This is a genomic window from Paenibacillus vietnamensis (assembly GCF_020169515.1).
In the GTDB taxonomy this organism is placed as follows: Bacteria; Bacillota; Bacilli; order Paenibacillales; family Paenibacillaceae; genus Pristimantibacillus; species Pristimantibacillus vietnamensis.
In genome coordinates this window covers 213,896-227,109 of the sequence record NZ_JAHMHW010000003.1, presented here as the reverse complement: position 1 = coordinate 227,109, position 13,214 = coordinate 213,896, and the positions used below count along the sequence as shown (strand labels likewise).

At 55.1% G+C, this 13,214-nt stretch carries 11 protein-coding genes; all 11 read left to right on the top strand.

Annotated features, from left to right (window positions below):
- The first annotated feature begins 17 nt into the window (after window positions 1-17).
- The 11 genes from KP806_RS09040 to KP806_RS08990 all read left to right on the top strand — a co-directional run bounded on the left by KP806_RS09040 (window position 18) and on the right by KP806_RS08990 (window position 13,213).
- Window positions 18-488 (top strand): hypothetical protein, encoded by a 471-nt coding sequence (locus KP806_RS09040; RefSeq protein WP_224723256.1) that lies wholly within the window; start codon window positions 18-20, stop codon window positions 486-488.
- Window positions 489-568: 80 nt separating this feature from the next.
- Window positions 569-1,450, top strand: coding sequence for an ROK family protein (locus KP806_RS09035; RefSeq protein WP_224723255.1), 882 nt, complete (start codon window positions 569-571; stop codon window positions 1,448-1,450).
- Window positions 1,451-1,578: 128 nt separating this feature from the next.
- Entirely contained in the window at window positions 1,579-2,064 is a 486-nt protein-coding gene (gene cdaS / locus KP806_RS09030) for a sporulation-specific diadenylate cyclase CdaS (RefSeq protein ID WP_224723254.1), read from the top strand.
- A 241-nt stretch (window positions 2,065-2,305) separates the two neighbouring features.
- Window positions 2,306-5,146, top strand: coding sequence for an extracellular solute-binding protein (locus tag KP806_RS27775; RefSeq protein ID WP_224723253.1), 2,841 nt, complete (start codon window positions 2,306-2,308; stop codon window positions 5,144-5,146).
- The gene (locus KP806_RS09020) at window positions 5,143-6,042 is read left to right on the top strand and encodes a carbohydrate ABC transporter permease (RefSeq protein ID WP_224723252.1); all 900 of its coding nucleotides are present in this window, start codon (window positions 5,143-5,145) and stop codon (window positions 6,040-6,042) included. The genes KP806_RS27775 and KP806_RS09020 overlap by 4 nt, the downstream gene beginning before the upstream one ends.
- A 16-nt stretch (window positions 6,043-6,058) precedes the next feature.
- Window positions 6,059-6,928 (top strand): carbohydrate ABC transporter permease, encoded by an 870-nt coding sequence (locus KP806_RS09015; RefSeq protein ID WP_224723251.1) that lies wholly within the window; start codon window positions 6,059-6,061, stop codon window positions 6,926-6,928.
- Between the two features lie 18 nt (window positions 6,929-6,946).
- On the top strand, window positions 6,947-8,416 hold the full coding sequence (locus KP806_RS09010) for a hypothetical protein (RefSeq protein ID WP_224723250.1): 1,470 nt from the start codon (window positions 6,947-6,949) through the stop codon (window positions 8,414-8,416).
- A complete protein-coding gene (locus KP806_RS09005) occupies window positions 8,413-9,075 on the top strand; it encodes a Yip1 family protein (protein ID WP_224723249.1) in 663 nt (220 codons plus the stop codon). The genes KP806_RS09010 and KP806_RS09005 overlap by 4 nt, the downstream gene beginning before the upstream one ends.
- 32 nt (window positions 9,076-9,107) lie before the next feature.
- Window positions 9,108-11,318 carry a DUF5696 domain-containing protein gene (locus KP806_RS09000; RefSeq protein WP_224723248.1) on the top strand — a complete coding sequence of 737 codons (2,211 nt, stop codon included), beginning with the start codon at window positions 9,108-9,110 and terminating at the stop codon, window positions 11,316-11,318.
- Between the two features lie 11 nt (window positions 11,319-11,329).
- Window positions 11,330-12,232: a carbohydrate ABC transporter permease gene (locus tag KP806_RS08995; protein WP_224723247.1), complete on the top strand. Its 903-nt coding sequence runs from the start codon at window positions 11,330-11,332 to the stop codon at window positions 12,230-12,232.
- A 21-nt stretch (window positions 12,233-12,253) separates the two neighbouring features.
- A complete protein-coding gene (locus KP806_RS08990; RefSeq protein WP_224723246.1) occupies window positions 12,254-13,213 on the top strand; it encodes a carbohydrate ABC transporter permease in 960 nt (319 codons plus the stop codon).
- Window position 13,214 lies beyond the last annotated feature (1 nt).

Sequence of the window (13,214 nt, the reverse complement as noted above, 5' to 3'; positions counted from 1 at the left end):
CAGAGGGGGCGATACTGATGATAACGGAAGCAGGGGCTGCTGCGGTATCGGTGCTTTATTCGGGAGTCGTTGCCTCCTGCGGCCGTCAGCACGCCGACGAGGCGGTTATTGAGCTTCTGGAGCGGAATAGGCGGTGGCTTTCAGGCCTCGATGTGCTGATGTGCGGCTTTCACGTCCAATCGGATCCGACAGTTCATTCCTGCGCGAAAATCAAAAGCAGGCTGCGGCTGCAGGACGCGCTTCCGATCGCGCTGGACGGTTCCGGCTGCATGGCGTTCCGGCATGCCCGTCTCCTGTTGGATTGGCTGATCGCTGAAGGCAGCTGCCGCAAGGCATTGTGCATTCTTGGCGAGCCGGAGGAACGCGACAGTCCGGATGGCACTGGCGAACGGGCGTACCGGATTACGGTGCTTCGTTTCGCCGGAAGCCGTCACGAGATAACAACAGATAGCGATGGAGAAGTTAAGCTTGACGGGTGTGACAGCTAGCTCCTATAATCGGAATAAACGATTGCGTATTCGTTTTACGTAAACGTTTGCGCGATATTGAGGCAGAGGAGAAAAAGATCATGAGAATTGGAGCAATAGAAGCGGGCGGCACAAAGTTTGTCTGCGGCATCGGCAATGAGCACGGCGCGATCGAGGACCGCGTCAGCTTTCCGACGGAGCATCCGGAGCGGGTCATGGAACAGGTCATCTCCTACTTCAAAGACAAGGCGGTCGAAGCGATCGGCATCGGTACGTTCGGCCCCATCGACATTGACCGTTCAAGCGCAACATACGGAAGCGTCACAACGACGCCGAAGCCAGGCTGGTCCGGCTTCCCGTTCTTGAATACGCTTAAACGAGAATTCGACGTGCCGTTCGGCTGGGATACGGACGTCAACGCCGCCGCCTATGGCGAAGCGGTATGGGGAGCCGCCAAGGGGCTGGACAGCTGCGTTTATTTTACGATCGGCACGGGAATCGGAGTCGGGGTTTATGCCGAAGGCAAGCTTGTTCACGGCCTGGTGCATCCGGAAGGCGGGCATATCCTGCCGAGACGTCATCCGGAGGATTCCTTTGCGGGCTGCTGCCCTTACCATGGCGACTGCCTGGAGGGAATGGCTGCGGGTCCCGCGATTGAGAAGCGGTGGGGTGTGAAGGGCAGCGAGCTCGGAGAGGACCATCCGGCCTGGGCGATCGAGGCGTATTACGTCGGCCAGGCGGTGACGTCTACGGTACTCATGCTTTCGCCGAAGCGAGTTATTCTTGGCGGAGGCGTCATGCATCAGAAACAGCTGCTGCCTTTGATCCGCGCCGAGGTAAGCAAAAACCTGAACGGCTATGTCAGCGCCGCTCCGCTGCTGACCGGGATCGACGAATACATCGTAACCCCGGGTCTTGGCGACAATGCCGGCTTGTGCGGCTCTCTTGCGCTTGGTTTGGCGGCTCTGGAGCAGAAGCGGTAACAACTAAATCGCGGTAATGAATAAGAAGCGCCGTAAAACCCCTTCAGCCGGGGTTTTACGGCGTTTTTGATTGAATAAACTTCTTCGCTAAACAATCCTATCGAATGTGATCAATAAATCATACATTTGTGGTCAAAAATAACAATGAGTTTATTGTATCTGCGGTGACTTTGGCGTCCACTTATTATCTGAGTTGCTTTTTGGCTCCTTATACGAATAAATATTACGAGATCTCTAAAGCCATAAACCATTTGAGTTTAAAACGGCAAGGCGCTCTCATTGTCATTCAACGAGAAGACCCTATAGACAAGTGGATCACCCCGGGCATTCCTCTTTCGGCGGAAATTACGAGTTCACTGTTGGAATCCATCTTCGTTACCGGCAGCCCCTTACACGATGGCGCAGTATTGATCCATCAAGATATTATCGTGTCCGCAGCTAATATTCTCCCCCTTACCGAAAAATTTTACGGCACTGAAAAGATGGGTACCCGCCATCGTGCAGCCGTCGGGATGTCCGAGCATACAGATTCGTTAATCCTTGTCGTGTCGGAAGAAACAGGGAAATCATCCTTTTGCCTGGACGGTAAGCTTTATCCTTTTACGCTTTCCTGACCTGATTGAGAACTTTTCACAGTCCTGATAAAAACCGAAGACCATCCCGACCGTCCCGACAGGGGCGGTTTTTTTTTGCACCCGCCCCCTTAAACCAAAAACTTTAAAACTTCGGTTCAGAGCATAGTGAAATTAGTGCGGAACGGATTTTGTTATATTGATCTTGCAGCAGCAATTCAAAGGGCTTTCATCCCGCAGCAGCGGGGAGGATGCACGGAAAAAACGAATTCGGGGGTTGGCCGTGATTAAAAATGGGATCTTTTACACAGTAATGTTCACGCTGCTTGTCGGAGTGCTGGGCGGAGCGGCCGTATGGTCCTACTCCGAAGAGAAAGCGCCTCCAGCGGCCGTATATAAGCTCGAAGACGCGAAGCGTCCGGCCTCCGGCCTGATTCTTCAGGCAGGGAGCATGGCCGGCGAAGCGGAGCTGGCCGCGGTCCTTCCGGAATGGAAGGGACGGCAGCAGGTCGCCGAATGGATGGAAGGGGAAGCGCTGGAGTGGACGGTGAACGCGGCTGAGTCCGGCGATTACGAGCTGGCCGCGGGTTACTTCCCGCTCGAAGGGAACGGGCAGCCGATCGAGTTTATGCTCTATGTCGACGATAAAGCAATAACCGACCCTTATGCTCCGTTGGAACTAAACCGTTTGTTCTACGACGAGCCGGGCCCCTTGCGGACAAGCGGCGGCAACGAGCTTCGGCCCAAGCAGCTTGAAGCCGAGGTTTGGCTGCATACAACGGTTGCAGAAGCAGGCGAGCTTGCGGACGGACCGCTGAAGCTGAAGCTTGCGAAGGGCGAGCACCGTATCCGGCTTGAAAATGTGAGGGGAACGGCGGCTGTCGATTACGTTCAGCTGATCAAATCCGAAAAGCCGGCGGCTTACGCCGACTATAAAGCGGCCAATGACGGGAAAAGGACGGCGGACAGCCAGAAGACATTCATTACCGTACAGGCGGAGCACGCATTTGCCAAGTCGGCCTCCGGCCTGTTCCCGACGACGGACCGCAGCTCGCCGCTAACGACGCCTTACAGCCCGACGAAGCTACGCATTAATACGGTAGGGGGCAGCAACTGGGAACTTCCCGGCCAGTGGATCAGCTACAAGCTCGAAGTACCCGAGGCAGGCTGGTACAAAATCGGGGCCAGATATCACCAGAACGAAGTGAAAGGCTCTTTCGTCTCGAGGAAAATATGGCTTGACGGAAAGGTGCCGTTCGCGGAGCTGAATGCGGTCCGTTTCCCGTATGAGCAGAAATGGTCCGTAACGGAGCTTGGAGAAGAAACCGGAGAGCCGTACCTGTTTTATTTGGAGAAGGGCGAGCATGAGCTGAAGCTTGAGGTGACGCTCGGCGAAATGGCTCAGGCGGTGCAAAACGTACAGCAGATGGTGTACGACCTGAATCAGATTTACCGAAAAATCGTGATGATCACCGGCGTTAATCCGGACGTCTACCGCGATTACGAAATCGAAAAAAGCATCCCCGGGCTGCTAGAGCAGTTCCGGTCGATCGCGGACGGCATGAGAGGCCAGGCGCAGCAGCTCGACGAGATGTCGGGACAGGCTAATGCCGGATCCCGCACGCTAAATCTATTAGCGCTGCAGCTGGAGGGCTTTATCGACAGGCCGGACCAAATTCCGAAGCGCCTCGAAAATTACAAAACGAACATTACCGCGCTTGCGGACTGGATGCTCGGCGTGAAGAAGCAGCCGCTCGAACTCGACTATATTTACCTTGCATCGCCGGAGCAGAAGAAGCCCCGCGGGGAAGCGGGCATCTTCGCCCAAGGCTTGCATGAAATCAGAGCGTTCGCCGGTTCTTTCCTGCAAAACTACGATTCGATGGAAGGAAGCTCGGAGGCGGACCGTTCCATTCAAGTGTGGACGGGACTCGGCCGCGACCAGGCGTTTGTGCTGAAGCGTTTGATCGACGAATCCTTTATTCCGGAGACGGGAATCAGCGTCAATCTCAATCTGGTCGGCACCTCGCTCGTAACCGCCGTTATGGCGGGCGAAGGACCGGATGTCAACTTGTTCACAAGCCGCGGCGACGCGATGAATTTGGCGATTCGCGGTGCGCTGGTCCCGCTGGACGGGCAGGACGGATTCACAGAGGTTAAACAAGATTACATGGATTCCGCCTTCGTTCCTTACCAGTATCAGGGCAAAACTTACGCCATACCGGACGATCAGGAGTTTTTCATGCTGTTCTACCGGAAAGATATTTTGCAGGAGCTTGGCTTAACGCCTCCGCAAACGTGGGAGGAGCTGCTGAGGATCGCTCCGGTGCTGCAAAACAACAATATGCAGATCGGACTTCCGTACGAGAACCTTGACGCGTTTCAACTGCTGACCAAAGGCATCGGTTCGCTGAACCTGTTCCCGACGCTGCTCATGCAGCACGAAAGCGGCATTTATAATGAAGCGCAAGACGCGACCCGTTTCGACGAGCCGCAGGCTTACAACGCTTTCAAGCAGTGGACGGACTTTTATAACCTTTACGATTATCCGCTGTACAAGGACGATTTTAACCGGTTCCGTACCGGCGAAATGCCGATTGTCGTATCGACCTACAAGCTGTACACGCGTCTGGCGGCGGCAGCCCCGGAAATTACCGGCACTTGGGATATGATTCCGATTCCGGGCATCAAGCAGGGGGACGGACAGGTTAACCGTTCGACGGGCGCTACGGGGACGGCCGGCATTATTTTGAAGGACGCCGTGAACGTCGAAGACGCCTGGACTTTTATGAAATGGTTTAACCGTGCCGACATTCAGAGCCAGTTCACCAATGAATTGGAAAATGAAATGGGGATTCTGGGCAGAAGAGTGCCCGCCAACCTGGTGTCCTTCGAAGCCTCGAATTGGAGCCGCGCCGAGCAGGCAAGCCTGTCTGCGCAGTGGGAGCAGGTTTATGAAATACCGGAGCTACCGGGCGGCTATTACACCTCAAGAAATATCGATAACGCGTTCCGCGAGGTTGTGTTTCAAATGGGCAACGCAAGAGAGAGCCTTTTCTATTGGAACAAAGATATTAATGACGAGATTAAACGAAAAAGGTATGAATTCGGGGTGGAGCCATGAACAAATCGCTAATCCAGACGATCGGCAGGCATAAGGAAAGCTATGTGCTCATGACGCCGTATATGATTTTCTTCCTGCTCTTCACCATTTTTCCGGTCGTGCTGTCGATCGTGCTTGGTTTTACTTACTACAACATGATCGAGCCGCCCCGCTTTATCGGCTGGTACAACTATATCCGGCTGTTTCTGGACGACGACATCTTTATTATTGCGGTGAAAAATACGCTGTTTTTCGCCTTTGTCACCGGCCCGGTCAGCTATATTCTCAGCTTTCTGGTCGCCTGGATGATCAACGACCTGAACCGAACGCTTCGTTCGATCGCGACGACGGTATTTTACATCCCCACCATTATCGGGGTGTCGATCTTTCCGATGTGGAGGCTGATCTTCAGCCCCGACGCTTACGGTTATTTGAACGGCATGCTGATGGGATTGGGCTTCATAAGCGATCCGGTCGCCTGGCTGCTCGATAAGGAATATATTCTGGTCATCCTGATCCTCGTTCAGCTATGGCTCAGTCTCGGCATCAGCTTCCTGGCCTTCGTGGCCGGCCTGCAAACGGTCGACCGCAGCTTGTACGAGGCGGGCGTCATGGACGGCATCAAAAACCGCTTCCAGGAGCTTTGGTACATTACGCTGCCTTCGATGATTCCTCAGCTCATCTTCGGAGCAGTCATGCAAATCGTCATTTCGTTCAGCGTTGCCGACGTATCGATCCAGCTTGCCGGATTCCCGAGCACGGAGTACGCGGGCGAGACGATGGTGACGCACATTATGGATTACGGCAGCATCCGGTACGAGATGGGTTATGCTTCCGCGATGGCGGTCGTCCTGTTTTTCCTGATGGTGTTTACGAACCGGCTCGTGACCAAGCTGCTGCAGAAGGTCGGAATTTGATGGCAGGAGGACATCCATGTTCACGATACTTAAGAAAAAATCCGGCATGAAGGCCAGACGCTCCCTTGCCGGCAACATCGCGATATTCGGCTTCGTGGCGCTGCTCGGCATCTTCTCTGCGTTTCCGTTCGTCTTCGCGGTCATTACATCGCTGAAGCCGATCGATGAGCTGCTTCAATTTCCGCCTAAGCTCATCGTCATGAGGCCGACGCTGGATAACTTTACGGATTTATTCCAGCTGGCTTCGAATATGTGGGTGCCGTTGTCCCGTTATGTATTCAACACGGCATTCATTGCGGTGGCGGGAACGGTGCTGCATGTGCTGTTCGCAGCCATGGCGGCTTATCCGCTGGCGAAGCACAAGTTTCCCGGCCGGAATGTCTTGTTCTCGGTCATCGTTATGGCGCTGATGTTTGTGCCCCAGGTCACGTTCATTCCTCAATTCGTGCTCATGTCGCAGCTGGGCATCGTCAATACGTATTCGGCGCTCATCCTGCCATGGATCGGTGCCTCGCTCGGTCTGTTTCTGATGAAGCAATTTATTGAACAGCTGCCGGACGCGATACTGGAGGCGGCGCGGATCGACGGAGCGAGCGAATACCGGACGTTTTTCTCGATCATTTGGCCGAACGCGACGCCGGCCATTATGACGGTCGTTATTTTTCAATTCATTAACTTGTGGAACTACGCGCCGAAGGAGCTTATTTTCGGGGAGTCGCTTAAGGTGTTCCGGATGGCGCTGGAGCAGATCGTGGCAGGCGATCCGATCGCGAGGATGGGCGCAGGCTCGGCGGCCGCGGTCATTCTGATGGTTCCGCCGATTATCGTATTCATCTTGCTTCAGCGGAAGGTCGTCGAGACGATGACCTTCGCGGGGATCAAATAAGGGAGGGCTTGTGTTGCCATGAAGATCAAACTGTTGCTGGCTGCCGCACTGCTTCTCCCGGCCTTGACCGCTCTGCCCCTGCAGGCGAAGGCCGAGGCCCCCTATCCTTCCTATGTATACAACGAGTGGGACAAATCGAAGGCGGCTCCGGCGAGCTATTTGCCGGGCGGTACTTACACCGGCCTGGAGCTTGGAGCGGGACCGTTCAGCGAGCCGAAGGACTTGTTCGTCGATCGTCACGACTCGATCTATATTGCGGATACGGGCAATAAACGGATCGTCAAGCTGAATAACCGTTTCGAGACCGTGGATACGATCGACAAGCTGGACTGGAACGGCAAGGAGCTGTCCTTGGCTTCACCGACGGGCCTGTTCGTCGCAGAGGACGGGACGATGTATATCGCCGACAAGGACGGGGGCCGCGTGATTAGGGTCGGAGCGGACAAGAAGGTGCAGCTTGTCATCGAGAAGCCAAGCGATCCGCTCATTCCGGAAAGCTTTGCGTTTAAGCCGCTCAAAGTGGCAGCGGACAATGCCGGACGCATCTATGTGCTGTCGGAAGGGCAATTTTACGGCTTGATGCAATTTAACGCCGAAGGAAAATTCACGGGTTATTTCGGCAGCAACCGGGTAGAGGTGACACCGGCTGTTGTGCTCGAGACGTTCTGGAAAAATATTTTGTCCAAGGAGCAGCGCTCGGCGATGATGAAGCTGCTTCCGATCGAATATTCGAACCTGGATATCGGCAGCGACAATTTCGTGTATACGACGACGATCATTTCCAAAAATTCGCGCGAAGAGATCAAAAAGCTGAATCCGCTTGGCAATAACGTGCTGATGGGAAGGCAGGGCTCGGCGGATTTCGGCGATAAGGAATTTTCGATGAGCCAGGGCGTGAAGCAGGACACTTCGTTTAACGACTTGTCGGTCGACGGGGAAGGCTTCATCGCCGGACTCGACCGGACAAGAGGCAGGGTGTTCGAATACGACGCCGAGGGCAATCCGATCGCGGTATTCGGTTCGCTTGGCAATCAGAAGGGAACTTTCCTGCAGCCGACGGCAGTGTCCTATTGGAAAAACGAAGTGCTCGTGCTCGACTCGGCCAAGCGCAATATTACGAGATTCGCCTTATCCGAGTATGGAAGTCTGGTGCGTAAAGCGACCGTGCTGTACAACCAGGGGCTTTACGAGGATGCGGCCGTTATATGGGAATCGGTAGCCAAAAAAAACGTCAACAACAGCATCGCCTACATCGGAATGGCAAAGGCGCTCGAGAAGGAAGGCAACTATTCGGAAGCGCTTGAGTATTACCGGCAGGGCACGGAGCGGTCCGGTTACTCGGACACATTCGGCCAAATCCGGATGCAGACGGTTCGCGACAATTTGCCGGCGATGATGACCGTATTTATTATCGCGCTGCTTGTCTACTACGGCTATAAAGGCTTACTGGCCGTACAAGCCAAGCGCAGAAGGGAGGTAAACCGATGAGCATACCCGTTGTTCCAAGCAAAACGGTAAGCATACCCGGGGTCTCAAGCAAACGGCTGAATCCGTTCGGCTGCCTGATTCATCCTTTTGACGGCTTTTATGCGGTCAAGGAAGAAGGCAAAGGCTCTCTTCTGGCTTCCGGCGCCATTATCCTCGTCTTCTTTATCGCGACGATCTTCAAGCGGCAAAGCACCGGCTATACATTCAACTATGCCGATCTTAGCGCGCTGAACGTCTGGTTGATTGCAGCAAAAACCATTGTTCTCTATGCGCTCTGGGTTTCGGGGAATTGGGCGGTTGCCACCTGGATGGACGGCGAAGGCAAAGCGAAGCAAATCGGGATCGTCAGCGCATATGCATTAATCCCATACGTAGCGGCAATTATCGTCTCTACGCTGCTGAGCAAGGTGCTTGTGCAGGAGGAGGGCATGTTCCTCGGATATATAACGTCGGTCGCCATGATCTGGAGCGCCATTCTCATGTTCATCGGCATGCTGATCATCCACGACTATGGAGCGGTCAGGACGCTGCAGTCGATTGCGCTTACGTTCGCTGCGATGGGCATTGTCGTTTTCCTGGCCGTCCTGTTCTATACGCTTTTCCAGCAGGTGTACGTGTTCATTTATACGATTTATAACGAATTGCTGTTCCGCCTGTGAAGCGGGACGCGGATCGGAAAGGGGTAGGCAGCATGAAATTGCGGCTATTAACGATCTTTACGGCAGTCATGCTGGCGGTCGCGGCCTCCGGCGGGCCGGAGATCAATTATGCGGCAGCAACAAACGGCGCAGACGGCGGCCAGGTCGTCCGGGCGGCCGATTCCGGGCGGCTGACGCTCGATTATCATCCTGCCACTGCGGAAATATCGGTGACCGACACCGCATCGGGGGCCGTATGGACGAGCAACCCGGCGGACCGGGAGGCGGATGCGGCGGCCAAAGGCGCCAAAAAAATGGATTTATCGGCACAGCTGCTGCTCGATTACGTGGATGGCCAGAACAAGCCGTTCCAGCTTAACAGCTTTACAGGGAGCGTGAAGGACGCGCAGCCGGCTTGGAAAAAGGTGGATGGCGGCGTCGAGGTGACGTATGTGTTCCCGAAAGCAGGTTTTACCGTTCCGGTAAGATACTCGCTAAGCGGAGATGCGATGACGGCGACGATCCTAGCGGAAGGCATCAAGCAGGAGGGCAAGTTCAAGCTGGTCAATATCAGCCTGCTTCCTTTCTTCGGAGCTGCGGGCAAAACGAACGAAGGTTACCTGCTCGTACCCGACGGGAGCGGCGCTCTCATTCACTTTAACAATAACAAAAGCAGCTACAGAGGGTATAACGAGCGGGTATTCGGCGGCGATCAAGCGCTGGATTTGCCGGCCCGGGCCGAACAGAAGGAGACGGTCCGCATGCCCGTATTCGGGATGAAGCGGGACGACGAAGGCTTCCTGGCCGTCATTCATAAAGGCGCCTATCAGGCGGGCATCGCCGCCGACGTCAGCGGCAAGAACAACAGCTACAACAACGTATACAGCTATTTGAATCTGATGGAATCCGAAACGAATCTGCTGCTGGAGGGCACGCCGAACGAGAAGCAGGTCACGCGCTCCTCGCAATCGTTGACCGGCGGCACGGATTTTGAGGTGAACTATTATTTCCTGAACGGGGAAGACGCCGATTATGCCGGGATGGCCGGAAAATACCGCGAATACCTGCAGAAGGAGCAGAACGTGAAGCCGATGGAGAAAGATGCGGCCGGCGGCGGAAAGCTGCCGCTGCTCGTGGACTTCGTCGGCGGCGTCAAGAAAAAAGCGGCGTTTCTCGGCATTCCTTACAATACGGTTGAGGTGCTCACCTCGTTCAAGGACGCGGGAGAAGCGGCTGACCGCCTGCTTGGCGACGGGATTTCCAATCTGTCGCTGCGGCTCGAGGGCTGGTCGTCCGGTGGAGCGAAGGACGAGGTTCCGGTATCGCTGTCCGCTGAAGGAAAGCTTGGCGGGACAAGAGGCTTGAAGAAGCTTGCGGGGGAGCTGGAGGAAAAGGGGGTTGCCTTCTATCCTGCAGCCGATCCCGTGAAGCTGTATGAAGGCGGCAACGGCTTCAGCCGATTTATGGATACGGCTAAAGGAATCAGCAGAGCTCCGGCGCTGAAATACGAATACCGGTTAAGCGACCGGACAAAAAACAAGGATTTGAAGCGCTGGTACTTGATGAAGCCGGCTTCGGTGAACGAGGCGATCGCTAAATTCACCTCGGCTGCGGCGAAAGGCGGACTGAAGCATGCTTCGCTGGAATCGGTCGGCAGCTTCCTGTATTCCGACTTCCGGAAGGACAGCCAGCCGAAAAACGCAACCGGCGCGATTTGGGAGCAAGGGCTCGCCGAAGGGCAAAGCAATCTGGACGGCCTCCTGTTCGAGCAGCCGAACGCCTATGTATTTCCGTTCGCGGAAAGCCTGTCCGATGTTCCGCTGTACTCCAGCGGCTTCGATACGGAGGATGAAGCGGTGCCGTTCTACAGCATTGCAGTCAGCGGGCTGCTGCCTGCTTACAGCGAGCCGGTCAACCTGTCCAGCATGCCGCAGCGCTACCTGCTCAAGCTGATTGAAACCGGCACGTTCCCTGCTTACAAGTTTATCGCGAGGGATTCCGCCCTGCTCGCGGGTACCGAGTTCGACTACCTGTACAGCGCGGAATTCGAGACGCTCTACGGCGAGATGCTGGAGCAGTACAACCGGCTGGACGAAGCGCTCGGAGGGGTAATCGGGCTTGCGATAACGGATCACGACAAGCTGCAGGATGGCGTGTACCGCACGACCTTCGAGAATGGCGCAGCCGTTGTCGTCAATTATAACGATGAGGCGGCCGACGTCCTGGGAGAACGCATTCCGGCGCTGGGCTACCTCGTCCGGTAGGGGGTGAACGCATGTTGAAGCAACTCAGGGCACTGCCCTATACGAAAAAAAAGGAGCTTTACGGATTTCTGTTCGTGCTCCCGTGGGTGCTCGGTTTTATCTTGTTTTTCGCCAAACCGCTGTTCACCTCGCTGTTCTATTCGTTCCAGAACATGGAGATGACGCCAGAAGGGCTGAGCGGCACCTTCATTGGATGGGAGAACTTCCAGTATGCGCTGTTCAAGGATCCGGCGTTCATTCGGGAGGCGACGGGTTCCTTCGTCAACATGCTGTACGGCGTACCGCTTATTCTCGTATACAGCCTGTTCGTCGCGGTGATGATCAAGCATAAATTCAGGGGCAGAGGCTTTATGCGCGCCGTTTCGTTTCTGCCCGTCATTATCGCCTCGGGCGTGCTGATGCAAATTTTGAAGGAGGACGTCTTCTCCCAAGGGATGCGAGGCGGTGCGGACAGCGTTTATTTGTTCACGGGCGCAGGCATTAACGGCATCCTGCAGGAGCTGGGGCTCGGGGCGCAGCTGATCGAGATTTTTAATAACGTCATCTCCCGGATCTTCGATCTGACCTGGAGGTCCGGCGTTCAGGTGCTGCTGTTTCTGGCGGGCCTGCACGCGATACCGGGTTACCTGTACGAAGCGTCGTCTCTGGAAGGGGCGCGGCCTTGGGAGCAGTTTTGGAAAATTACGCTGCCGATGCTCACGCCGATGATGCTGCTTAATATCGTGTACACCATAATCGATACGTTCACAGATTACGGCAACGGCGTCATTCTGATGATTTACAACACGGCCTTCTCCCAGGTGAGATTCGGCTACAGCAGCGCGCTTGCATGGCTGTACTGCCTGCTGATCGCCGCGTTTCTCGGCGCCGTCTACCTTCTGCTCAAGAAACGTATCGTCTACATGCAGGACTAAAGGGAAAGCGGGGAACCGATCTTGAACGCAATCAATTACAAAAAGCATATCAAACGCACGAGGAAGACGTTCACGTCGATCATACGTTTTGCGCTGCTTGCGGCGCTGGCTTACCAGCTGCTGTATCCGCTTCTGTACATGCTCAGCATGTCGCTTCGCCGTCCGGAGGAAGCGATGGATCCGAGCGTCATCTGGGTGCCGAAGGGGTTTACGCTCGGCAACTTTACGGATGCGCTGCGGGTGATGGATTTCTGGGATGCGCTGCAGAACAGCCTGATCATCGGCGTCGGCTGCGGCCTGCTCGATGTGCTGTCCTGCGCCTTCGTCGCGTACGGCTTCGCGAGATTCCAATTCCGGTTCTCCGGACTGTTGTTTACGCTCGTCATTTTGACGCTGGTCGTGCCGGTGCAGACGATTATTTTGCCGCTGTACGCGGATATGAAATATTTTGACGCCTTCGGCATCATGCAGCTGACCTCAATGGTTACGGGCGGACCGGATTCGATCAGCCTGGTCGGCAGCTACTGGGCGTTCTACCTGCCTTCCATGCTCGGCATGGGGCTGCGCTCCGGGCTTTACATCTTCATTTTCCGCCAATTTTTCAAGGGGATGCCCGGCGAGCTGGAGGATGCGGCGTATATGGACGGCTGCGGCCCGTTCAAAACGTTTTTTACCGTTATGCTGCCAAATGCGAAAAACGCGATCATTACCGTCTTTTTATTTTCCTTCGTCTGGCACTGGAACGAGTTCTACATGTCGAATCTGCTGCTCGGCAACCTGAAGAAAAACTTCGCGATTGCACTGTCGTCGCTGCGCGTCGATCTGCAGTCCGTCGTTAACGTGCAGACGATCAGCGATCCGCTGGTCATCGTCACGAGAATTCAAGCCGGCGCGCTGCTCGCGATTTTGCCGCTGTTCCTTCTTTATTTGGTTACGCAGCGGTACTTCACGGACAGCATCGAGCATGTAGCTGTCAAATAAC

Bases quoted from the DNA above. Each gene is read 5' to 3' on its own strand.
- KP806_RS09000 (WP_224723248.1), top strand. From the start codon at position 9,108: ATGAAATTGCGGCTATTAACGATCTTTACGGCAGTCATGCTGGCGGTC.
- KP806_RS09010 (WP_224723250.1), top strand. From the start codon at position 6,947: ATGAAGATCAAACTGTTGCTGGCTGCCGCACTGCTTCTCCCGGCCTTG.
- KP806_RS09005 (WP_224723249.1), top strand. From the start codon at position 8,413: ATGAGCATACCCGTTGTTCCAAGCAAAACGGTAAGCATACCCGGGGTC.
- KP806_RS08995 (WP_224723247.1), top strand. From the start codon at position 11,330: ATGTTGAAGCAACTCAGGGCACTGCCCTATACGAAAAAAAAGGAGCTT.
- KP806_RS09035 (WP_224723255.1), top strand. From the start codon at position 569: ATGAGAATTGGAGCAATAGAAGCGGGCGGCACAAAGTTTGTCTGCGGC.
- KP806_RS09040 (WP_224723256.1), top strand. From the start codon at position 18: ATGATAACGGAAGCAGGGGCTGCTGCGGTATCGGTGCTTTATTCGGGA.
- KP806_RS09015 (WP_224723251.1), top strand. From the start codon at position 6,059: ATGTTCACGATACTTAAGAAAAAATCCGGCATGAAGGCCAGACGCTCC.
- KP806_RS09020 (WP_224723252.1), top strand. From the start codon at position 5,143: ATGAACAAATCGCTAATCCAGACGATCGGCAGGCATAAGGAAAGCTAT.